The following is a 21980-nucleotide window of genomic DNA, read 5'->3' on the forward strand; positions in this document are numbered from 1 at the left end:
TTCCATCTTGCCGCAGAACGCGAACACGCAAAACATTGGCAAGCAGAACACGGGCAAGCCCGAACACGGGGAGCCTGAACATGGAAAGGCACGACGCCGGCCCGCACCGCACGCCGCCCGGTCGCGTTGCGCCCGCCCGGGGCTCACCGGACCTGTGCCGGTGGCTTACCGCAGCCCCTCGAAGGACAACCACACCCCTTCGCCGAGCTCGGCCACATCGCCGTCGACGAGCGGCACTTCCTCGCCCGGGTCCAGCCGGCGCGGCTCCTGCCCCTCCCGCAGCAATACCGTGCCGTTGGTGGCCTCCAGGTCCACCAGCACGGCATCCCAGCCCTCGAGCCGGACTTCGACGTGCGAACGGGAGATGTCCCCGCCGGGGCCCTCGACCTGGACCAGCCTGGGCATGGCGCCGCCCGGGACACGGGACACCGACGGGTGCCGCCCGATGACCAGCGAGTGGTCCAGGTCGATCACCTCGCCGGTGGACAGGTGCATCCGCCCCAGCGACGGCTGCGCGACCTGCTGCGCCTCGGTCGTGATCGGCAGCCCGCACAGGGCGCACGACGAATGCTGCGGCGGATTCGCGTGCCCCTGCGGGCACAGGCGGGCAAGCACGGAGGGTCCCGTTGGCGGCCGCGATCCGGCGGACTCCGCCGGGGCGTCAACCGGTGCACCCTGAGGCACATCGAACGGCCCGACGATTGGCTGCGCCATGCCGGCGGCGGGGGTGTGCCGCCACGGCACCGCATCGATGAGCCCGTCATCGGCATCCGTGTGTTGCACGGCGGCCGGATCGGGGACGACGGCGGCCACCGTTGGCGGCGTGGGCGGCAGCGGCGGCATGTCGTCTGCCGTCATGGGTGCGACGGCGTGCCCGGGCCCGGAATCGCCGGAATCCTGCCAGGCGGAGTCGGCACCCGCGGATTCGGGCGCCTGGAATTCAGGCTCGCCCGATTCAGGCTCGCGCGATTCCAGCTCCTCGAATTCGGGCTCATCGAATTCGGGCTCATCGAATTCCGGTTCATACGGCGCCTGGGCCCCACCCTGTTCAGCGGATGGCTCGTCCTCGTCAGGCCCGTCAAGTTCGGCGCTCCACTCGGCATCGGCCGCCTGGGCGAAGGTCGCGTAGGCGGCCTCATCGGCCTCCGTCTCATCGGCCTCCATCGCGAGGTCACCGGCTTCCGCGTCGGGCTCCTCCTCGGGCCCCGGCCCCTCATGCGTGACGGCCGAACCACCGGCCGCCTCGTCGTCCTCTGCCCACGGCGGCGCCTCATCCAGCGAGGTCTCGTCCAGCGGAGTACCGTCCGCAAGGCCGGAAAGCAGCACCACGGCGTCGCCGAGCGGCAGCCAGGCCACCCGGGCACCCAGGGCGGACTCGCCGTCATCGTACCCGCCCAGCGAGAGCTCATAGCCGTCCGGCAACGGCAACGTCCTTTCGCTCCACGTGCTGACGTCGCGGCCACTGACGACGGTCTCCTCGTCGCCGTGCAGCGCCGTGAGGGTCACCTCGCCGCGCAGCACCACGTGCAGCCGGTCCGTGCACAGCACGATGCCGAACGGCGGCATGGCCGTCAGCGCGGTGCCGAACGAGTGCGTGATCTCATTGAGGATGCCGTCCACGGAGGGTGCATCGGCCAGCGATTCCCAGAGCGGGGTGACGAGGCCGGGGTCGGTGCCCGGAGCCAGGATGACCACCGCCCCGGAACGTTTGATGCCCAGCCAGGGGCCGGGTCGGTAAAGGGTGCTAGTCATGGTGTCCCCCGAGTGGTGCGTCCTGGACTGGATCCTGTTGAGGCGCGGCCGCCGCGTCGACCACGATGACCGTCACGTTGTCGCGGCCGCCCGAGTGCAATGCCGCCCGGATGAGCGAATCGGCGGCCTCCTGCGGATTGCCGACGGTGGTCAGCGTGCGGTGCATGTGGTCGTCAGTGACCTCCCCGCTCAGCCCGTCCGAGCAGACCAGGAGCCGGTCGCCGTGCTCGACGGGTACCAGCCAGTAGTCCGCCTCGGTGTCGTTGCCGGTGCCCAGCGCGCGGGTCACGACGTTGCGGCGCGGGTGCACCAGCGCCTCGCGGGCCGTGATGTAGCCGGCGTCGACCATCTCCTGCACTTCCGAGTGGTCCACGCTGATTTGTTCGAACACGCCCCGGCTGAGCCGGTACGTCCGGGAGTCGCCGACGTTGAAGACCAGCCAATACGGGATGCCGTCCTCCTCGACGAGGACGGCACCGGAGAGGGTCGTGCCGGCGCGCGCGTCGGCAACGTCGCGGATGCGCTGGTCGGCTTCTTGCAGGGCCCGCCGCAGGTCTGCGGTCGTGGCGTTGCGGTTCCCGGCGGCCAGCACGGGCTGGCGCCCCAGCACGGCGATGCACTCGTGGCTGGCGACCTCGCCGGCCTCGTGGCCGCCCATGCCGTCCGCGACGGCGAACACGGGGTCGGCGGCGATGTGCGCGTCCTCATTCACTTCGCGCAGCAGGCCCCGGTCGGTGCCGTGGCCCACGGTGAATGTCATGGCGGGGCGCTGCCCCGGCGGACTGCCGCTCATGCGCGGGCCACCCGGGGGATACAGGCGACGACGCCGGCACCCTCGACCCGCGGACGTGTCCGGGATACCGGCAGTCCGGGATCCGGGACAGAGAGGAACTGTTCGATCACCAGACCATCGTATCCGCAGGACTGGGGCATGCGGCCGACCGGTGGACCAACATGACGGCGCCGTCGTCATCGGAAGACGTGGGTGCGTGAGCCGGGCGGACCCGCAAAGGCGCGAGTCGACGATTCAGTCGACGATGATCCCCTCGCCCCGACCGCGCAGGAGCCGCACAGGTGACACCTCGCCGAAGCCGCGCACGGTTTCCACGGGCAGCGTCTCGAGCACGAACCGCTCGTCCCCGTCCAGGGCGGTGGCCGTCACCGAGTCGATGAGCACGGTGCCCGGTTCTGCCAGCGACGTCAGCCGGGCCGCCAGGTTCACGGTGGGACCGTAGATGTCGCCCAGGCGCGAGAGCACGCGGCCCCACACCATGGCCACGCGGGCCTCGGGCAGGAATTCGTCGGCGGCCATCGCCTCGGCCAGGGCGAGCGAGATCTGGGCGCCGGCCACCGGCGTCTCGCAATTGAACAGCACCTCGTCGCCGATGGTCTTCACCAGCCGGCCACCGCCGACCGAGATGATCTCGGCGCACTTGTTCTCGAACCGCTGCACGAGCTTGGCCAGCGTCTTCTCGTTCATCCGGCGCGACAGCGACGTGTAGGAGACCAGGTCCGCGAAGCCGACGGCCCGGGCCAGCGGCAGCGGGGTGTCGTCCTCGTCGCCCTCACGGCCGTGCTGGCTGGCCTCCAGGCCCTCCTGTGCCCGGACGGCCAGGCGTTGCACGCCGGCGTTGAGCTGGCGTCGGTAGGAATACTGGAGGACCCTTTCCAGCGGTTCCACGAGGGCCGGCAGGGTCGAGACGACGGCGCGCCGGGCGTCGGCGTCGGAAACGCCGTGCTCGGCGACGAGGTCCTCCACGAGCGCCTCGATCTGCCACACGGCCATGCGGTCGGTCATCTGGCCGATCGAGCGCGTGACGGAGATGGCCGTCTCCTCGGTCAGCAGCCCCGCACGGACCAGGTTGATGATGGTCTCCAGCGCGTCCTGGTCGGCCGGCGTGAACGCCACGTCGTCGTCACCGAGGTTGGGGAAGCCCATGGCGCGCCAGATCTTGCGCGCCGACATCAGCGACACGCCGGCGCCGGCGGCGACGTCGCGGCGCCTGAGCGTGCGTTCGCCGCCGAGCAGGGACGCCTCGAGGGCCTTCAGGTCGCTCCGGGAGGCTGGCGCCAACCGCGAATCCGGCTGTTCAGTCGCCTCTTCCACCGCGGTCGGCCTCCCAATCGTTGTCGTTGCCTGCGTAATTGTCGTCTCCCGGGGCGTGATCGATTCCAGCGTAGCGGCCCGCCCCCGGGTTGCGCGCGTGCAACTCCCCCATCGCCTCGAGGACATAACCCCGAAAGACATTAACCTCCGGGACGTTGCGAATGGTTCCCGGTTTCGCGAAATCGCGTACCAGCACCAGGTCGCCGGCCCCGACCAGCCGCTGCCCCAGGCCGCGCCGGGTCTCGATCGCGGCCAGGGCCGCGAGCGGGTATTCCGTTTCGACACGCCAGCCACGCTTGACCACCAGGCGCACACTGGTGAGCAGGTAGCGGGTGCGCAGCCATTCCAGGGTGCGCCGGAGCGGCACCACGACCAGCAGCAGGCCGGCCACCGTCAGCAACAGCACGAGGACCGGCTGCCGAGCCGGCATCAGGTTGGGGGCCAACCGGTGAAATGGGCCGGGTTGCAGCCAGGCGAGCACCAGGGCCGTGCCCGTGACGACGAGCAACCCCACGATCACCGGCCACACGAGCACGCGGGGGTGCGGGCGGGTGCGCACGATCAGCTGCTCGCCGGGGGCGAACCTGCTAGGCATGCGCGGCGCCGCCACCCGTGTCCCCGCTGTTCGTGTCACCGGTGTTCGTGTCCCCGCGCAGGTGGACGACGTCGCCCACGGTGACGGTGTGCTTGACACCGGCCGCATCGGTGAGCAGCAGCCCGCCCCGGGCGTCCAGCCCGACGGCCCGGCCGGCGAGCACGGCCCCGGCCGGCAGTTCGGCGCGCACCGCGGCACCCACGGTGACCATGGCCGCCGTCGCACGCTGGTGCAGTGACGCCCCGCCGGCCAGCGGGGCCATGGCGTCGCCGCCGACGTCGACAAACGCGCGGTACAGCCCGGCCAGCCGGTCCAGGTAGGCCGGCAGCAGCGTGTTGCGGTCCAACCCGGCCGCGCCCTCGAGGACGAGCGAGGTGGCCGTGTCGACGGGCAGCTGCTCGCGGGTCTGGTGCACGTTGACGCCGCAACCGACGACGACGGCGGCCCCGGCCGGGTGCCCGGGCGCGGCCGGTATCAACTGGGCTGGTATCAACTGGGCAAGGATCCCGGCGGCCTTGCGTCCGCCCAGCAGCACGTCGTTGGGCCACTTGAGCGCCGGCGTGAGGCCCGTCTCGGCGGTCACGGCCTCGCGCAGGGCGAGGCCGGCCAGGATGGACAGCCAGGCATAGCCGTCCACGGCGAACCCGTCGCCGGGGCGCAGCAGAACGGAGGAAATCATGGCGGCGCCGGCCGGGGCCAGCCAGGTGCGGTCGAGCCGGCCGCGGCCGTGAATCTGGGAGTCCGCCACGAGCACGCTCAGGTCCGGCCAGTGCTGCGGGTTGGCCGCGGCGTCCGCCGCCACGTCCTCGTTCGTGGACCCGGTTTCCGCCACGATGCGCACGCTGTTGTAGGCGCCGCCGGGGGCCTGCAGGGCGTGGCGGAGGGCGGCCGGGTCGAGGGAGGGGAAGGACGGTTCCATGCCCTCGATCCTATCGGCCCCGGCCGTGCTCGCGCCCGGCGCCGGCCGGCCCGCATCCCGACGCCCGCGATCCCGGCAGGGACGCGGCGGCGCGGCAGACGCCCGCCCCGAGACTTTGTAGGGTTCCTACAGAAGCTGGCGCAGATTCGGTCACTAGACTGTCACTGGCGTTAGGCTTTTTGTGCAGTTCCTACACCGCCTGTTCCTACACCGTCTGTTTCACACCGCCCGTCCGAACCACACCGAGCCGGAGTACACCTTGAGCCACGACTTGTCGACCACTGCGGGCAAGATAGCCGATTTCCGTGACCGCCAGGCCCGGGCCGCACAGCCGTCGGGTCCGGAGGCGATCGAGAAGCAGCACGCACGCGGCAAGCACACGGCCCGCGAACGCATCGACCTGCTCGTGGACCCGGACTCGTTCGTCGAGTTCGACGCCTTGGCCGTGCACCGGTCCACGGCGTTCGGCATGAAGAAGAAGAAGCCGCTCGGTGACGGCGTCGTCTCCGGGTACGGCACCGTCGACGGCCGACTGGTGGCCCTGTACAGCCAGGACTTCAGCGTTTTCGGCGGCTCGCTCAGCCAGGTCAACGGCGAGAAGATCGTCAAGGTGCAGGAGTTTGCGCTGCGCAACGGCTGCCCGGTCATCGGCATCAACGACGGCGGCGGCGCCCGCATCCAGGAAGGCGTGGCCTCCCTGGCGATGTTCGCCGACATCTTCCGCAACAACGTGCACGCCTCCGGTGTGGTGCCGCAGATCTCCCTCATCATGGGCCCGTGCGCCGGCGGCGCGGCCTACTCCCCGGCCCTGACCGACTACGTGGTCATGGTGGACAAGACGTCCCACATGTTCATCACCGGCCCGGACGTGATCAAGACCGTCACCGGCGAGGACGTGGACATGGAGACCCTCGGCGGCGCCCGCCAGCACAATGCGACCACGGGCACCTCCACCTACCTGGCCACCGATGAGGCGGACGCGATCGAGTTCGTCCGGGAACTGCTGGACTTCCTGCCGTCGAACAACCTGTCCGAACCGCCGCTGACCGACCACGACCAGGAACTGGAGCTCGACGACGCCGACCGGGCCCTGGACACGCTGATCCCGGACTCCGCGAACCACCCGTATGACATGCGCAAGGTGATCGAACAGGTCACCGACGACGGGCACTTCCTCGAGATGCAGTCGCTGTACGCGCCGAACGTCATCATCGGCTACGGCCGGATCGAGGGGCACACGGTCGGCATCGTGGCGAACCAGCCGCTGCAATTCGCCGGCACGCTGGACATCGCCGCGTCGGAGAAGGCGGCCCGGTTCGTCCGGCACTGCGACGCGTTCAACATCCCCATCGTCACGCTCGTGGACGTTCCCGGGTTCCTGCCCGGCAAGGACCAGGAATTCCAGGGCATCATCCGCCGCGGCGCCAAGCTGTTGTACGCGTACGCCGAGGCCACCGTGCCGAAGCTGACCGTCATCACGCGCAAGGCGTACGGCGGCGCGTACATCGTCATGGGCTCCAAGAAGCTCGGCGCCGACCTGAACCTGGCCTGGCCGACCGCGCAGATCGGTGTCATGGGCGCCCAGGGCGCCGTGAACATCCTGTACCGTCGCGATCTGGCCGCCGTCGAGGCCGACGGCGGCGATGTCGAGGCCCGCCGTGCGGAGATTGTCCGCGGCTACGAGGAAGAGCTGCTCAACCCGTACCAGGCCGCCGAACTCGGCTATGTCGACGCCGTCATCGCCCCCTCCGAAACCCGCCTCCAGCTGATCCGCGGGCTGCGCGCCCTGCGCGACAAGCGGGCCAGCCTGCCGGCCAAGAAGCATGGGAACATCCCGCTATGACGAACGAACCCAGCCCGGTGGTCGAACCCGGATTTCGACAGGCTCAATCACCGGTGGTCGAGCCTGTCGAGACCGGATTTCGACAAGCTCAATCACCGGTGGTCGAGCCTGGGCCCACAGCGGCGAGGGACCCGCTGCGAGCTTGCGAGCAGCGGGAGCCGCTGGGGAGCGAGACCCCGTTGCTCAACGTCACCCGCGGCAACCCGACCGCCGAGGAGCTTGCCGCACTGACCGCCGTCGTGCTTGCCCTGCAGGCCGGAGAGGCCGACGAACCGGCGCGCCCGGCCGCCCGCCCGTGGATGCGCCGCGCCCAGCTGCACCTGCGGCCCAAGCCCGGTCCCGGGGCGTGGCGCCGCTCGCGGGGCTAAGCAGCCGGGGCGGGCCGCTCGCGCAGCAGGTGCACCATGGTGTCCACCGCGTTGGCGATCCTGTCCGCCGCATCCAGGATGGCCGGCTGTACCACGTCAGGCCGCATGGCGTGGGCCTCGAGGCTGTCCTTCAGTGCCACATACGATGCACGCATGTTGACCGCACCGCGCGGGGCCACACCCTCGGCGGCGGCGCGTCCACAGGCCGCCAGCGTGGTGGAGCAGTCGGCGATGAACGGCGCCACCGGGGCCAGCATTCCCTCCACCGGTTGTTTGCCGGACCACATCGACAACCTGGCGGCGTCAATGACCATGGCGGCCTGGATCAGCAGGTGGCTCTGCACCAGCACGCCCTCGCCAACGTATTGCGTGTCGCGGCCGGGGACGGGCTCTGCCTGTGTCCTGTCCAGCGACGCCTGCGCGTTGGAGCGTGCCAGCCTTGCGGCGATGCGCGCGGCGTCGATGGCGGCCTTTTTCGAGGCCGGATCCGTGATAGTCACCAGGTAATTCCGGTAGGCGGCGAGCAGTTCGGCCACCCTGGCGGGCAGGTACGCCCGTTCCCAGGCCGGCCAAATGATGGTTGCGGCCACCACCAACGCGCCGGCCAGCAGCGTGTCCAGCAGCCGTGGGCCCGCCACGTCGGCGGCCGGGATGCCGGCCAGGTCCAGCAGGGCGACGAGGTACGCCGCCGTCCAAATCCCCATGAAGAACGCGTTGGGCGCTCCCGAGACGCGGACCCCGAAGACGAAAACGACTATCAGGCCCACCAGCGCATAGTGGCCCTGGGACGCCAGCAGGTAGGTCCCTGCGGTGCCGATGCCCAGGCCCACCAGCGTTCCCGCCAACCGGGCACTGGTGCGGTGCAGCGTCGCGGCGAAATCCGGACGCAGGAGCAACAGCACCATCAGCGAAATCCAATAGCCCCGGTCATTTCCGGGCAACAGCCGGGCAAAACCGTCCGTCGCCGTGACCAACACGGCGAGCCGGATCGCGTGCCGGGCAATGGCGGAATCCCACCGCAGATTGGCCCGAAGCGTCCCGAACGGCGCCTGCAGGGCAACACGCACCCCGCCCACCTTCGCGGTCTCCTCCACGATGCGCCCTTCAACGGCACCCGGGGTGACCATGCGCCCGCAAGCCCGCAACTGACCGGCCAACGCCCGGGCGTGCAACGAGGCGAAGCGGCCGGTGGGCGAATCCGGATGACCGGCCATGACGTCCTCGAACCGGGTCAGCGCGTCCGTGGCAGGGTGCAGGTCGGCCTGGTCGAAGGCCCTCCCCCGGCGCAGGGAGCCTGCCACGGCGTCCAGAACCGTGCCGGCCGCAAGCAGCAGGTCGCGGACGGCATCACGCTGGGCGGTTCGTTCGACGCGTTCGAAGCGTTCAATGCAATACCCCAGGGCCATGACCTCGAGGCGGATCCGCTCGGCCTCATCGAGCAACCCGCGGTAGGACTGCATGCTCGGGCCGTGACCGTGGCCGAATCCGGTAATGGTGGCGCGGGCCGTCTCAAGCAGCCGGCCGGCCCCCGGCGCCGTCATTTTCGGGTGCGGCGACCGCGTCCGCCCGGCCAGCCCCTCGTAGAGGTCGGCCAGGACCGCCCGTTCCGGGGCGTGCCGGTGCAACGGCCAGCCGGCCGTGGCCAGCAGGCTCTGCACCAGGCCGGCCGCCGTCACAAGCACGGCGATACCCAGCGCACCGGAGGCGGGCAGGGGAAACCTGTTGAGCACGATGGCCACCGCCGTGGCCGCCGTGCCGATCTGCGAAACGTTGATGCCGAAGGAGAGCAGCATGCCCGTGGTGAAGGCGAAAACGGCGATCAGCAGCAGGGACAGCGGCACGGAGGGCGCGAACAAGACGGACAACCCGCCACCCAGTCCCGCGGCCAGCGATGTCACGCTCATCCTGGCCAGGCGCAGCCTGTAGCTGCCCGGGCGGTCGGCGAAGGCGGCGAAGAGGGCGCCCACGGCACCAAACACGCCGATCGCCGGGTTGCCGGTTCCGACGCCGATGAGCAGCGGGATCGCCACACCGACGGCATTGCGGGCGGCGACCACGGGGTCGGATTGTGAAAAATCCAGCCGCAACGACCGCCTGAACGTCTTGGACACCGCTGTCAGGGCAGACACGCTCCAAGTATGGCAGCCCGTGGCGCTAGGCTCGTGGCATGGACCACGAAACCACATTGCCGACACGCGCCACGAGCGCCGTCGACGAAATCGCCAACGCCTACACGCACACCCTGATGGAGCTCGATCCGGGCTTCGCCACTCAGCTGGGCATCCCCGGCTACGAGACCCGGTACCGCGACTATTCGCCGGCCGGGCTGGCCGCCGCCACCGACGCCGCCTCCGCCGTACTGGCCGAACTGGAGGCGGTGGAGCCCGTCGACGACGTTGACGCCGTGACACTGCACGCCATGCGCGAACGACTCGGCCTGCAGCTGGAGCGCGCAGCCACCGGCTGGGATTTGGCCGACCTGAACAACATCGCCTCCCCGGCCCAGGAGATCCGCGAGATCTTCGACCTCATGCCGACCGCCACCACCCAGGACTGGGAGCACATCTCCGGCCGGCTGGCCAACGTGCCGGCCGCCGTCGACGGCTACGTCGCCGCACTCCGCCGGGGTGCCGCCGAGGGCCACGTCGCCGCGCGCCGCCAGGTGCTCACCGTCATCGACCAGTGCACCCGGTACGCCGGGCCGGAGGGCTACTTCGCCCGGCTCGCCGCAAACGCCGGCACGGACGACGGCGCCGCTCCCCTGCCCGCCGCCCTCACCGAGGCGCTGGCCGGCAACGCGGACGCCGCCCGGGCGGCGTACGCGTCCCTGGCATCGTTCCTGCGGGACGAGCTGTTGGCGGCCGCCCCGGAGCAGGATGCCGTGGGCCGGGAACGCTACGCACTGGCCTCGCGCGAATTCCTGGGTTCCGCCGTCGACCTCGAGGAGACGTACGCGTGGGGCGTGGCCGAACTGGACCGCATCATCACCGAGCAGGAGGCCGTGGCGGACCAGATCAAGCCGGGCGCCTCGATCGAGGAGGCCAAGGCCGTGCTCAACGCGGACCCGGCCCGGACGCTGCACGGCACCGACGCGCTCACCGCCTGGATGCAGGGTCTTTCCGATGCGGCCGTCACCGACCTGGCCGGCACGCACTTCGACATCCCGGACGTCATGCGCAGGCTCGAGTGCAGGATCGCCCCGACAAAGGACGGCGGCATCTACTACTCGGGGCCATCGGACGACTTCTCCCGGCCCGGGCGCATGTGGTGGTCGGTGCCCGAGGGCGAGGACACGTTCACCACGTGGGCGGAGACCACCACGGTCTACCACGAGGGAGTGCCCGGCCACCACCTGCAGGTCGCCACGGCCACGTACCAGAGCGGGTTGCTGAACATGTGGCGGCGGAACGCGTGCTGGGTGTCCGGGCACGGCGAGGGGTGGGCGCTGTATGCCGAGCGGCTCATGGAGCAGCTGGGCTACCTGTCCGATCCCGGCGACCGGATGGGCATGCTGGACGGCCAGCGCATGCGTGCCGCCCGGGTGGTGTTCGACATCGGCGTGCACCTGGCGCTGGAGATTCCCGCCCGGTGGGGGTCCGGGACGTGGACGGCGGAGGCCGGCCGCGAGTTCCTGGCCGCGAACCTGGACATCTCCCCGGGCATGCTGGACTTCGAGTTCCACCGTTACCTGGGCTGGCCGGGGCAGGCGCCGTCGTACAAGATCGGCCAGCGGCTGTGGGAGGAGATCCGGGATGCGCGGGCCGCCCGCGAGGGCGACGCATTCGACCTGCGCGCGTTCCACACGCGGGCGCTGAACGTCGGCTCGGTCGGGCTCGACACGCTGAAGATGGCGCTGCTCGGTGATTGAGCCTGTCGAAATCACCGGTGGTTTCGACAAGCTCAACCACCGGTGGTCGAGCCTGTCGAGACCCCGATGGTCGAGCCGCGTCGGGCCCGGCTAGGAGCTGCGGCAGAACAACGCGGCGAGTGCCTGGCCGCCGCCGATGCACATGGTGACGACGCCCAGTTCAAGGTCACGCCGCGTCAGGTCCTTGGCCACGCGCAGGCTGAGCATTGCCCCCGTCGCCCCAACGGGATGCCCCAACGCGATGGCGCCGCCATACGGGTTCACTTTCTGCGGGTCGAGCTTCGCGTCGCGGATCACGGCGACCGCCTGGGCGGCGAAGGCCTCGTTCACCTCGAACGTATCGATGTCGGCCGGCGTGGTTCCCGTCTGCGCGAACAACTTCTCCAGGGCCAGCACGGGAGCATACCCCATCAGCTCCGGTTCCAGCGCCGCGGTGGTGACCGCCTCCAGGGTGGCCAGGCCGGCCAGGCCCCTTTCGGCGGCAGCGGAGGCGCGTGCCAGCACGACGGCGGCCCCGCCGTCGTTGATGCCGGAGGCGTTTCCCGCGGTCACCGTGCCGCCCTTTTCAAAGACCGGCCGAAGACCGGCGAGGGTCTCCAGGGTGGTGCCGGGTTTGGGGTGCTCGTCGAATTCCACCACGCGCGGGCCCCGCCCGCCAACGGGCACGGCGACGATTTCCTCCGCAAATGCCGCCCGAGCCGTGTCCGCCGCGGCCCTGTGCTGGGATTCGAGCGCGAATTCGTCCTGTGCCTGCCGCGATATGCCGTACGTGCGGGCGACGTTCTCCGCGGTGACACCCATGTGGATGTCGTTGAACGGATCGGTCAGCATGGCCACCGTGCCGTCGACCAGGGCGCGGTCACCGAGCCGGTAGCCGGACCGGGCGTTGAAATCGTAGAACGGCATCCGGGTCATGGACTCGTTGCCGCCGGCCAGCGTGAAGTCCGCGCCGCCCCACCGCATTTGCATGGCCGCCGACCAGATGGCCTGCAGTCCGCTGCCGCATAACCTGTTCACCGTGTAGGCCGGCGTTGACGTGGCAAGGCCGGCCGCCAGGGCCACCCGGCGGGCATTGTAGGCATCGGGACCCACTTGTCCGATGCACCCCATGACGACCTCGTCGATGTCCCCGGCGGGGACCCCTGACCGTTCCATGGCGGCTTTGGCCGCGGCCGCCCCCAGCTCGTGGGCCGGCACGTCCTTGAAGACGCCGCCAAAACTTCCGATCGGTGTGCGGGCACCGTCGAGAATGACAATCTTTTCCATATCGGCCATGAGGGCAACCTATTCTTCGTCGTCGGATCGCTGCGGGTGGTGAACAATATTCGGTTGAGGGAAGGTAGCCGCTGATTCAGCGGGTGACGGCTCCGGTCAGCGACGCGATGGGGCGCAGAAACAATGGCCTGGCCAGGAACCAGGCAGCGACCATGACCACCAGGGAGGCGGCGAAGAACCAAAAACCCACCCAGGAGGCGTCATCACGCGCCCCGTACATGTGGTTGAGATTGTTCAACGCCCCGGTCGCCAGGACCAGTGTCACATGCACGATGACGAACGCGACGAAATACAGCATGACCGGAAGGTGGATGGCCCGTGCGGCCCGGACCGGGTAGATCGTGTTGAGCCGTCCGGTGTTTTTCGGCCAGGCCGGGGACATGCGCAGGCCTGTGATCAATGCCAAGGGGGCTGCGATGAAAACGGTGACGAAGTACGTCAGCAGCTGCAGACCGTTGTAATTGGCCCACCCGTTTTCGACCGGCCAGTTTAGCGACGCATACTGGATCACGGCGGAGACCGCGTTCGGGAACACATCCCACCGTGTCGGCACCATGCGCATCCACTGCCCGGTCGCGAAAAGCAGCACAAAGAACACCACCCCGTTGAGCACCCACAGGGCATCAAGGCTCAGATGGAACCACAGGTCCAGGCTGATTTTCGCCGGCGCGTTCCTTGTCCGGACCAGCCCCTTGTTGTTCCGCGTCCAGTACGCCGTCGGCCGAGTCGTGGTCCGGACCTGCCACCCCGAACGGATGATCAACACAATGAAGAATCCATTCAGGAAATGCTGCCAACCCAGCCACGCCGGCAAGCCGACAGGGGCCGTTGCGGGCAGCGCCGAACGGCCGGGAAACTCGGCCATGAACGACTCCATGGCCGGCAGGTCCCGCAACCACCTGGCGACGAGGACCAGCACCAGCAGGATCACCACCGCGACAAGGATGACGCCGGCCGGCTTGAACCACTTGTTCCTGGTTATTGACGTCGATTTCGTGAGGGTCATCGGCTGGCACGCGCCTTGATCGCCTCGATCAGCTGCGGGACCACCGTGAAGACATCCCCGACGACACCGAAGTCCGCGACGTCGAAAATCGGCGCGTCCGCATCCGTATTGATTGCGACGATCGTTTTCGCCGTCTGCATCCCGGCCCGGTGCTGGATGGCCCCGGAAATACCCAACGCCACGTACAGCTGCGGTGAGACCGTGATACCGGTCTGGCCGACCTGCGAGGTCTGCGCGACATATCCGGCGTCGACGGCGGCGCGGGACGCGCCCACCGCCGCGCCCAGGGCATCGGCGAGCTGCTCAACGAGCACGAAGCTCTCCCGGGAACCCAGCCCCCGTCCCCCGGAGACAACCCGTGCCGCACCCCGCAGTTCCGGACGATCCGAACCGGCATCCCTGGCGCTGACGGACTCGATCACGGCGGAGTGGGCGGGATCCGCGGACACCGTCACGGTGGTCACGGCCGGCGTGGCCGCGTTGGCCCGTTCCTCGATCGCCCCCTGGCGGACCGTCACAATGGCCGGTGCGCCCTCGACGGTGGACTCGACCGCATACGCGCCGCCAAACACCGAATGGGTCGCCACGATCCTCTCGCCCTCCGACCGCACATCGACCGCGTCGACAATCAACCCTGCACGGGTGCGGGCGGCCAGCCGGGCCGCAACGTCGCGGCCCTCCGCGGAGTTGGCGACGACAACCGCCACGGGCTGCAGTGCCGTCATCGCCGCTGACAGCGCCTCCAGCTGCGGGCCCACCAACAGCTTGCCAACCTGGTCGCTCTCCGCCAGGTAGACATGTTCGGCGCCCAGCGAGCCCAGTTCGGCCACAAGACCGGTCCCCCCTCCCGGGGCGACGGCCACGACGGCCACGGGGGTACCCAGCCTGGCCGCGGCGGCCAGCAGCCCGGGGGTGGTACTGCACATCTCGCCGCCGGACATTTCAATGAGCGCCAGTATCTTGTTCATCGTTCAGTCCCTCCCTCAGACCAGTTGTTCCGCAACAAGGAACTCGGCAAGCCGTGTGCCGGCATTTCCCTCATCGACGATCTTCTTCCCGGCGGTGCGCAGCGGGCGTGCACTCGTTGTCACGACAACGGAGCGCCCCATCCCCGCAAAATCCGGGTCCATCCCCAGATCCGCCAGGGAAACCACCGACAGCGGCTTACGCTTGGCCATCATGATCCCCCTGAAGTTGGGGAAGCGGGCCTCTGCGGAACGTTCGGTCACCGAGATCACGGCGGGCAGCGGGGCACTGACCACCATCGATCCGCTGTCGGTGCCGCGCTCACCCGTGACGCTGCCCGCCGAGATCTCCACCGCATCGAGGAAGCTCAGGTGTGGGAGGCCCAGCTGCTCGGCCACCATCGCCGGAACCACGCCGCCGCGACCATCGGTGGACTCATTGCCGGCCACCACAAGGTCGACGCCGGCCTGCTTCACGGCCGCCGCCAGCACGACGGCCGTACGTCCCGCGTCGGCTCCGGCCAGCGCCTCATCGAGAACGTGAACGGCGGAGTCGGCGCCCATCGACAGCACCTTGCGCAGCGCCTTGGTCACCGACTCGGGGCCCAGGGAGATGACCACCACCTCGGTCCCTTTGTGCGAGTCCTTGTGGCTCAGCGCCACCTCCAACGCCCGTTCGTTGATCTCGTCGGCAACGTTTTCGCCTGCCAGACGGTCAAGAAGGCCGGACGCCGGATCGAGCCGGCGCTCCTCGTCGGTATCCGGCACCTGCTTCACCAACACTGCAATCTTCACAACGGTTCTCCCTGCAATCCCGTCAACGATAAAAATGAACCCGGCCCGGCCGAACACCGGGGACGGCGGCTGCCTTCACCCACCGTGCCGCGGCACCTAGAGGTTTCGGGAGATCACCAGGCGCATGATGTCCGAGGTGCCCTCTTCGATTTCCTCGAGCTTGACGTCGCGCATCCACTGCTCGACCGGGTACTCGCGCGAGTACCCCCAACCGCCCAGCGTCTGGACGGCGGCCCAGGTGCAGAACATGGCCGTCTCGGATGCCTGGAGCTTGGCCATCGCGGCAAGCCCCGTGACGTTTTCGCCGGCGTCGAGCTGGCGGGCGGCATGCAGGGTCATCAGCCAGGCCGACTCGATCCGGGTCGCCATGTCGGCAAGGCGGAACGCCACGGCCTGGTGCTCGATGATCGGCTTGCCGAACTGCGTCCGCGTGCGCGCATAGTCGAGCGCGTACTCATACGCCGCCCGGGCCGCACCGGTTGCGGCGGCGGCGAGGACCACGCGGGATATGTCGAACGTCTCCATGAGCCCGTAGAAGCCCTGGCCCTCCTCACCGAGGCGGTCGTCATCGGCGACGAACACGTTGTCGAAAAAGATTTCACGGCAGACGATCGCGCGCTGCCCCATCTTCTTCATGGGCTCGCCGAATGTCATCCCCTCGGCGCCCTTTTTCACCAGGAACGCCGTGACCCCCTTGGCCCGCTGCGTCGGATCGGTCTTGGCGAACACCACGTACTGGTCGGCCAGCCCCGCGTTGGAGATCCATGCCTTTTGGCCGTTGATCACATAGCCGCCGTCGACCTTCGTGGCGCGTGTCACGATCGACGCGGAGTCCGACCCTGACCCGGGTTCGGTCGTTGCCAGCGCGGTGAACGGCGCGTTGGGGCCGGCGAGCGGGCTCAGCCATTTCTTCTTCTGCTCGGGGGTGCCGAGGGCAAGGATGGGATCGGCGAAGAAACCGTTCGAGCACACGAAGTTGCCGATGCCCGGGTCCCCCCAGCACAGCTGCTCCTGGACCAGGCACTGGGTGAAGACGTCGGTGAACCCGCCGCCGCCATACTCCTCGGGGAGCATGAAATCGGTGATGCCGACCTTCGCCGCGCTCTGGAAGATGTCGACGGGTGGCACCACATCCGCCTCATCCACCTCACGGCCGCGCGGCCGGATTTCGTTGGTGGCAAAGTCCTTGCACAACTCGACGATGGCCCGCTGCTCGTCGGTCAGCGGCCAGTATTCGGTGGCTTTTTTGGCCATGGCGTTCTCCAGTCTCTTGTGGTGCGGGTGGTTGGTTGTCAGTTCGAATGGCGCACGGCTTGCAGCATGTCCTCGGCGGCGCGGCTCTGCTCGCGGATGTGCAGGAGCGTCGGCCGGTCGCTGTCGAGGGCCGACTTGATCGCCCCGGTCAGGTCCGCGGTGGACTCCACCCGGACGCCGTGGCACCCCAGGGATTCGGCGAGGGCCGCGAAGTCCGGATGCCCGAGCGCAACGGCGTGGACGGGTTCGTTGCGGTCGGCCATCTCGTTGCGGATCTCGCCGTACCCGCCATTGTCGACGACGACGATCGGCAAGGCGATGCCCAATTCGGCGGCGGTGGCGAGTTCGGCGATCGTGAACATGATGCCGCCGTCGCCCTGCAGCACCAGGACGGGTGCGTCCGGGGAGCCGACCTTGGCGCCGATGCCCGCCGGCAGCCCAAATCCGAGGGTGCCCACTCCGGTCGGGTACAGGAACGCGTTGGGCCGGTACAGCGGCAGGTTTGACAGCGCGCCGTAGTAGCAGGCCATCGCGCTGTCGCCGGCGACGATCGCGTCGCGGGGCAGTGCCTCGGCGATCGCGCCCACGATGTCCAGCCACGGCGCGCCCTCGGTTTGCGCGTCGGCCTGGATCTTCACGCGCCAGGCGGCGGCGCGTGCGGCGCCGTCGACCGTCACCCCGCCGAGAAGCGGGAGGAGTGAATCCAGCACGGTCGCGGCGTCGCCAACCAGCCCCTGCGTGGGCACGGCATTCGTGTTGATGGCGGCCGCGTCGATGTCGATGCGGACCAGTGTGCCGTCAAACGCGGGCCGGCCGATCCACCAGTCCGACGGGGCGAGCTCGGTGCCAATGGCCAGCACGCAATCGCTGTCGGCCACGGCGTCGAGCACGCTGGGGTGTTGCACACCGGCGCCAAGCGCCAACGCATGGTCCTCGGGGAAAACGCCCTTGCCGTTGGTCGTGGCCAGGACCGGGGCGCCAAGGGCTTCGGCGACCGCCCTGACCTGGTGGGCGGCGCGCGAGGCACCGCCGCCCACGATGATGAGCGGCCTCGCCGCCGCTCTGAGGACGTCAGCGGCCTCGGCGAGCACCGTGGCCGGGGCGTTGCAGACGCCCGCCGGGACAGGCCCGACGAGGACGACGTGAGCCGACTCATCGAGGAGGTCCAGCGGAATCTCCAGATGCACCGGACGGGGGCGCCCCGTCGCCATTGCGGCGAACGCCTGGGCAACCGCCAAGGGGATTTCCTCGACGCTGGTGACGCGATGGCTGTAGGCGACCACCGAGGCCATTGCGGCCCCCTGATCCTTGATCTCGTGGAGCAGTCCGTTCCCGCGACCCGGATGGCGCAACGGCATGCCCGGGGAGATGAACAGCACCGGAACCGAATCCGAATACGCCTGGGCGGCGGCCGCGGCGGCATTCAGGATCGCCGGGCCCGTGGTGGTCAGCACGACCCCGGGACGGCCGGTCGAGCGGGCAAAGCCGTCGGCGGCATAGCCTGCGCCTTGTTCGTGTCGCGGCGAGACATGGGTGATGCCGTACTTCGACAGTGCCGCGTACACCGCAAGGTTGTGGGTGCCCGGGATGCCGAACACCGTGTCGACACCGTGCGCCGCCAACGCCGCGACCAGCGCTTCGCCTCCGGTCAGCGTATTCATGCCCTGGCCCTTTCATCCGTGTAGACGGATTTGCCGAGCCACTGGCCGCCGTCGACGACGAGGACTTCCCCCGTGATGTAGTCGGCACGGTCGCTCATCAGGAAGGACGCCGATTCGGCGATTTCCTCGGGGCTGGCAAAACGTCCGGCCGGCACCCCGCCCTGGACGCGGGCGCGCGCGGCGTCGGTCCCCCACAACGCCTTGCCGGCCCCTTCGGTCTCGGTCGGTCCGGGCGCGATGCAGTTGACGCGCACGCCGCGGGCGGCCCATTCGACGGCAAGCGTGCGCGTCATGGCGACGATGCCGCCCTTGGCGGCGGCGCTGTGCACGGTGCCGGGGTGGCCGTGCCAGGCATAGGTCGCGATGACGTTGAGGATCGATCCGGTTCCGGCGGACAGCATGTGTTGCGCGGCGGCATGCGTCGCATAGAACGAACCGTTGAGGACGATGTCGATGACGGCCTTCCAGCCGTTCGGGCTCAGATTCTCCCCCGGTGTCACGAAGTTGCCGGCGGCATTGTTCACGAGGGCATCGATGCGCCCTTCGCGGGCCACGACGCCGTCGATCGCCTCGGCCACCCCCGAGGCATCGCGGACATCGCAGGAAACGTAGTCGGCGGCGCCGCCGGCGGCACGGATGAGCTCGACGGTTTCCGCCAGGGGTTCTTCGCGACGGCCGAGGACGACGATCTTGCCGCCGGCGGCCCCATACCGCCGGGCGACGGCGCGGCCGATGCCCGAACCGCCGCCGGTGATGACCGCGACGCGGCCATCGAATTCGTTCGCGAGGTTGGGAATCTTCATGGCGTTCTCCTTCATGCTTTGACCGCGACCGCCGCTACGACGAGCGCATCGACGGCGAGGGCGCCCTCGGGCGCCACGCGGATGGGGTTGAGTTCAAGTTCGGTGATGTGGCCGTTGGCCGCGATGGCTTCAGACACGGAGACGACGACGGCCGCGAGGGCTTCGATGTCGGTGGCCGGCTTGCCGCGCCAGCCATTGAGCAGCGGAAGGCATTTGAGCCGCCCGATCATGCCCAGTGCCGTTGCGTGATCGACCGGTGCCAGTTCGACGCAGACGTCACGGTGCAGCTCGGTCTCGGTGCCGCCCGCGCCGACTGCGATCACGGGCCCGAAGTCCCGGTCCAGCCGGCCGCCGACCAGCACCTCAATCGCGTTGGCCCGCTCGTCCTGTTCCTCGACAACATAGTTGCCGTCGCCGAGGCGCGCGTGCATGTCGTCGTAGGCGGCCGCGAGCTGTTCAAGCGTGTCGAGGCCGAGCTTGACACCACCATGCTCGCTCTTGTGCTCAAGCCACCCCGCCTTGAGGACGACCGGAAAGGTCAATTGCGTGGCGGCATGCTCCAGGTCGCCTCTGCACGTGACCAGCAGTCCGGCCGGCGTGGCGATGCCGAGATCGGCAAGCAGGCTCCGGGCGGCCCAGTAGCCCGGCTCCGAAACGGTCAAGTCGGCATCGGGAACCTTCAGGTGCCGGCCCGGCCAGGCCGCCAGGTCCGCTGCCTGGGCCAACGCCTTCATCGCGAACTCGATGCCGTGGAACGCGGGAATCCCGTGGTCCCACATCCGGCCGACGGCCGGCGAGGCGGCACTCATGCTGTGCACCAGGAGCGGCAGGTGCGAGGCGTGGACGATCTCCCCCATGCGGTCAACCACCGCCAGTTCGGCATCCTCGATCACAGGATTGTCTTCGCCGTAGCAACCCAGGTAGCCGGACATCACGACGGCGTCGACCTCGCCGGAGGCGAGGAGCCGTTCGTTCAGGTCGGCATACACCTGCAGGTTCGCTTCGCCGGCACCGGCCAGGTCGACGGGGTTGGAAACCGCCGCGCCGTCCGGCAGGATTTGGGCGAGGCTCATCTGCAGGCCCGACGAAAACACCGGGGTGGACAATCCCGATGCCGCGGCGGCATCGGCGGCAATGCCACCTTGGCCCCCGCTGTCGCTGACGACGGCGACCCGTCGGCCGCCCGGTTTCGGGGCAACGCTCAGATACCGGGCCACATTGACCAGTTCGGTGGGCGTCGATACTCGAATGGCGCCGGCCGCGCGGCAGGCCGCATCGATGGTGTCCAGCGCCGAAGTCAACGACCCGGTGTGCGATTGGGCGAGCCGCTGGCTTCCCTCACTGGCACCCGTGGTCAGGATGATCGTCTGTTTGCCGGTCCCGGCCAGGGTGCGCAGCGTCCCCACCAGGTCTGCGCCACCGGCAAAGCTTTCGAGGTAGAGGGCTATCATCCGTGTCGCATCATGGTCGGCCAGGTCATCGAGCAGTTCCGCGGCGCCGACGTCGAGTTGGTTGCCCACCGAGATGAAGCGCGATACGCCAAGTCCGGCGCCGGCGCCAAGGTTGGCGATCTCCGAACCGAGTTGGCCGCTCTGCGAAACGATCGCCAGCGGTCCCGGGGTGAAGTGGCCCCAGGCGAGCTGGAGTTCGGCGGAACTGTCATAAAGCCCGAGGCTGTTGGGGCCGATGATGCGCGCGCCGGCCGCACGGATCAATTCGCCGATGCGCGCTTCGTTGGGCACGCCCGCGGTGATGCCCAGGAATGCCTTGACCCCCTTGGCCAGCGCCTCCACGACGACGTCTTCGATGAATTGCGGCGGGACGCAGAGGACGAGCAGGTCGGGCGCTTCGGGCAGGGCCGAAACGCTCGCGAAGGCAGCCTCCCCCTGCACCGTCCCGGCTGAGCGGTTGACGAAATAGACGGAACGGCGGTGCTTTCCACCCAAGGCGCCGCGCGCCAGCCAATATCCCCACTTGGACCGGTCGTCGGTTGCCCCGACAACCGCAACGGATGCGGGATTGCGGAACGGATCGAGCGAGGACGCCAACCCCACACCGGGCAGGCCGGTCGCTTCGGATCTCATCGCCATCGGACAACACTCCATTTTTAACTAATGCGTCAGTTATTAATGAAACTGTGCCTGTGCCAGCCCGGAATGTCAAGCAGTTTTTCTAACGGATCGCCACGGAGTCGATGAATGCATTGCAGGTGGCCTGCATCCTCTCGACCGTCATGTGTTTCGAGCCGATGAGCACCTGGATCGCCAGCCCGTCGAGCATGCCGACGAAGGCGTCGGCAAAGGCCACGGGGTCGCCCACGGCGATGAGTCCCAGGTCAATTCCAGCCTTCGTCGTCTCAATCACGGTCTGTCGCCAGTCGCCGTAGTAGACCTCGTTGACTTCACCCAGGGACCTGTCCCCCACGGCCGAGACCCAGAACTCGAGCCACACGCGCCACGACCGGACAGCGGCCGCGGAGATCGGCAGATATCCGTCCGCCAACTTGCGAAGGCGCGCGACCGGGTCGTCATCCTCCTCGAAATGGCCATCTCGTCGCCCCAGCGATTGGTCGTACTGGAAGCGGAAGGCGTCCTTGAGCAGGTCTTCCTTGGAATCGAAGTAGTAGTGCACGGTTCCGGTGCTGTAGCCGGCCACTTTGGCCACATCGGCGATGCGCAGGTCACGGAAGCCACGTTCGGCAACCACCTCACAGGTCGCCTCCAGGATCTCGCGTCGTCGTTGGGCAACTGCGCTCGGACGGGCCATGCA

The 21980-nt window shown here is 68.9% G+C and carries 18 protein-coding genes; 3 read left to right on the forward strand and 15 right to left on the reverse strand.

What is annotated here, in order from left to right:
* Positions 1–165: 165 nt before the first annotated feature.
* The 5 genes from EJC77_RS01905 to EJC77_RS01920 all read right to left on the reverse strand — a co-directional run bounded on the left by EJC77_RS01905 (position 166) and on the right by EJC77_RS01920 (position 5373).
* Complete coding sequence (locus EJC77_RS01905; protein ID WP_125609881.1) at positions 166–1752, reverse strand: FHA domain-containing protein; 1587 nt, start codon at positions 1750–1752, stop codon at positions 166–168.
* A complete protein-coding gene (locus EJC77_RS01910) occupies positions 1745–2545 on the reverse strand; it encodes a PP2C family protein-serine/threonine phosphatase (protein WP_125609882.1) in 801 nt (266 codons plus the stop codon). The genes EJC77_RS01905 and EJC77_RS01910 overlap by 8 nt, the downstream gene beginning before the upstream one ends.
* A gap of 234 nt (positions 2546–2779) precedes the next feature.
* The gene (locus EJC77_RS01915; protein WP_240629648.1) at positions 2780–3859 is read right to left on the reverse strand and encodes an adenylate/guanylate cyclase domain-containing protein; all 1080 of its coding nucleotides are present in this window, start codon (positions 3857–3859) and stop codon (positions 2780–2782) included.
* A complete protein-coding gene (locus EJC77_RS20845; protein ID WP_240629649.1) occupies positions 3843–4454 on the reverse strand; it encodes a PH domain-containing protein in 612 nt (203 codons plus the stop codon). The genes EJC77_RS01915 and EJC77_RS20845 overlap by 17 nt, the downstream gene beginning before the upstream one ends.
* A complete protein-coding gene (locus tag EJC77_RS01920; RefSeq protein ID WP_125609884.1) occupies positions 4447–5373 on the reverse strand; it encodes a biotin--[acetyl-CoA-carboxylase] ligase in 927 nt (308 codons plus the stop codon). The genes EJC77_RS20845 and EJC77_RS01920 overlap by 8 nt, the downstream gene beginning before the upstream one ends.
* A 259-nt stretch (positions 5374–5632) precedes the next feature.
* On the opposite strand from EJC77_RS01920, the gene EJC77_RS01925 reads away from it, so the two are divergent.
* Together EJC77_RS01925 and EJC77_RS21415 are read left to right on the forward strand one after the other, a co-directional pair.
* Positions 5633–7216, forward strand: a complete 1584-nt coding sequence (locus tag EJC77_RS01925; protein ID WP_125609885.1) for an acyl-CoA carboxylase subunit beta — start codon at positions 5633–5635, stop codon at positions 7214–7216.
* Positions 7213–7584, forward strand: a complete 372-nt coding sequence (locus EJC77_RS21415) for an acyl-CoA carboxylase epsilon subunit (RefSeq protein ID WP_125609886.1) — start codon at positions 7213–7215, stop codon at positions 7582–7584. Before EJC77_RS01925 ends, EJC77_RS21415 begins: the two co-directional genes overlap by 4 nt.
* Here EJC77_RS21415 and EJC77_RS01935 read toward each other — a convergent pair.
* The gene (locus EJC77_RS01935; RefSeq protein ID WP_125609887.1) at positions 7581–9713 is read right to left on the reverse strand and encodes an FUSC family protein; all 2133 of its coding nucleotides are present in this window, start codon (positions 9711–9713) and stop codon (positions 7581–7583) included. The genes EJC77_RS21415 and EJC77_RS01935 overlap by 4 nt on opposite strands.
* 38 nt (positions 9714–9751) lie before the next feature.
* On the opposite strand from EJC77_RS01935, the gene EJC77_RS01940 reads away from it, so the two are divergent.
* Positions 9752–11452 (forward strand): DUF885 domain-containing protein, encoded by a 1701-nt coding sequence (locus tag EJC77_RS01940; protein ID WP_125609888.1) that lies wholly within the window; start codon positions 9752–9754, stop codon positions 11450–11452.
* A gap of 90 nt (positions 11453–11542) precedes the next feature.
* On the opposite strand, the gene EJC77_RS01945 is transcribed toward EJC77_RS01940, so the two are convergent.
* From EJC77_RS01945 to EJC77_RS01985, 9 genes are all read right to left on the reverse strand, one after another.
* Positions 11543–12727 carry a thiolase family protein gene (locus tag EJC77_RS01945; protein ID WP_125609889.1) on the reverse strand — a complete coding sequence of 395 codons (1185 nt, stop codon included), beginning with the start codon at positions 12725–12727 and terminating at the stop codon, positions 11543–11545.
* Between the two features lie 76 nt (positions 12728–12803).
* Positions 12804–13733 carry a cytochrome b/b6 domain-containing protein gene (locus EJC77_RS01950; protein WP_125609890.1) on the reverse strand — a complete coding sequence of 310 codons (930 nt, stop codon included), beginning with the start codon at positions 13731–13733 and terminating at the stop codon, positions 12804–12806.
* A complete protein-coding gene (locus tag EJC77_RS01955; RefSeq protein ID WP_125609891.1) occupies positions 13730–14701 on the reverse strand; it encodes an electron transfer flavoprotein subunit alpha/FixB family protein in 972 nt (323 codons plus the stop codon). The genes EJC77_RS01950 and EJC77_RS01955 overlap by 4 nt, the downstream gene beginning before the upstream one ends.
* A 15-nt stretch (positions 14702–14716) precedes the next feature.
* Positions 14717–15493: an electron transfer flavoprotein subunit beta/FixA family protein gene (locus EJC77_RS01960; RefSeq protein ID WP_125609892.1), complete on the reverse strand. Its 777-nt coding sequence runs from the start codon at positions 15491–15493 to the stop codon at positions 14717–14719.
* 96 nt (positions 15494–15589) lie between these two features.
* The gene (locus EJC77_RS01965) at positions 15590–16747 is read right to left on the reverse strand and encodes an acyl-CoA dehydrogenase family protein (protein WP_125609893.1); all 1158 of its coding nucleotides are present in this window, start codon (positions 16745–16747) and stop codon (positions 15590–15592) included.
* 38 nt (positions 16748–16785) lie between these two features.
* Positions 16786–18408: a thiamine pyrophosphate-binding protein gene (locus tag EJC77_RS01970; RefSeq protein ID WP_125609894.1), complete on the reverse strand. Its 1623-nt coding sequence runs from the start codon at positions 18406–18408 to the stop codon at positions 16786–16788.
* Positions 18405–19211, reverse strand: coding sequence for an SDR family oxidoreductase (locus EJC77_RS01975; protein ID WP_125609895.1), 807 nt, complete (start codon positions 19209–19211; stop codon positions 18405–18407). Before EJC77_RS01975 ends, EJC77_RS01970 begins: the two co-directional genes overlap by 4 nt.
* 11 nt (positions 19212–19222) lie before the next feature.
* Positions 19223–21301: an acetate--CoA ligase family protein gene (locus EJC77_RS01980; protein WP_205786765.1), complete on the reverse strand. Its 2079-nt coding sequence runs from the start codon at positions 21299–21301 to the stop codon at positions 19223–19225.
* A gap of 82 nt (positions 21302–21383) precedes the next feature.
* Positions 21384–21977: a TetR/AcrR family transcriptional regulator gene (locus tag EJC77_RS01985; protein ID WP_125609896.1), complete on the reverse strand. Its 594-nt coding sequence runs from the start codon at positions 21975–21977 to the stop codon at positions 21384–21386.
* Positions 21978–21980: the final 3 nt, after the last annotated feature.

It is taken from the genome of Specibacter cremeus (assembly GCF_003946885.1).
GTDB lineage: Bacteria > Actinomycetota > Actinomycetes > Actinomycetales > Micrococcaceae > Specibacter > Specibacter cremeus.

Coding starts and splice junctions, on each gene's coding strand:
- EJC77_RS01955 (WP_125609891.1), bottom strand. CDS start 14,701: ATGAACAAGATACTGGCGCTCATTGAAATGTCCGGCGGCGAGATGTGC.
- EJC77_RS01985 (WP_125609896.1), bottom strand. CDS start 21,977: ATGGCCCGTCCGAGCGCAGTTGCCCAACGACGACGCGAGATCCTGGAG.
- EJC77_RS01975 (WP_125609895.1), bottom strand. CDS start 19,211: ATGAAGATTCCCAACCTCGCGAACGAATTCGATGGCCGCGTCGCGGTC.
- EJC77_RS01910 (WP_125609882.1), bottom strand. CDS start 2,545: ATGAGCGGCAGTCCGCCGGGGCAGCGCCCCGCCATGACATTCACCGTG.
- EJC77_RS20845 (WP_240629649.1), bottom strand. CDS start 4,454: ATGCCTAGCAGGTTCGCCCCCGGCGAGCAGCTGATCGTGCGCACCCGC.
- EJC77_RS01945 (WP_125609889.1), bottom strand. CDS start 12,727: ATGGCCGATATGGAAAAGATTGTCATTCTCGACGGTGCCCGCACACCG.
- EJC77_RS01920 (WP_125609884.1), bottom strand. CDS start 5,373: ATGGAACCGTCCTTCCCCTCCCTCGACCCGGCCGCCCTCCGCCACGCC.
- EJC77_RS01970 (WP_125609894.1), bottom strand. CDS start 18,408: ATGAATACGCTGACCGGAGGCGAAGCGCTGGTCGCGGCGTTGGCGGCG.
- EJC77_RS01965 (WP_125609893.1), bottom strand. CDS start 16,747: ATGGCCAAAAAAGCCACCGAATACTGGCCGCTGACCGACGAGCAGCGG.
- EJC77_RS21415 (WP_125609886.1), top strand. CDS start 7,213: ATGACGAACGAACCCAGCCCGGTGGTCGAACCCGGATTTCGACAGGCT.
- EJC77_RS01940 (WP_125609888.1), top strand. CDS start 9,752: ATGGACCACGAAACCACATTGCCGACACGCGCCACGAGCGCCGTCGAC.
- EJC77_RS01905 (WP_125609881.1), bottom strand. CDS start 1,752: ATGACTAGCACCCTTTACCGACCCGGCCCCTGGCTGGGCATCAAACGT.
- EJC77_RS01980 (WP_205786765.1), bottom strand. CDS start 21,301: ATGGCGATGAGATCCGAAGCGACCGGCCTGCCCGGTGTGGGGTTGGCG.
- EJC77_RS01950 (WP_125609890.1), bottom strand. CDS start 13,733: ATGACCCTCACGAAATCGACGTCAATAACCAGGAACAAGTGGTTCAAG.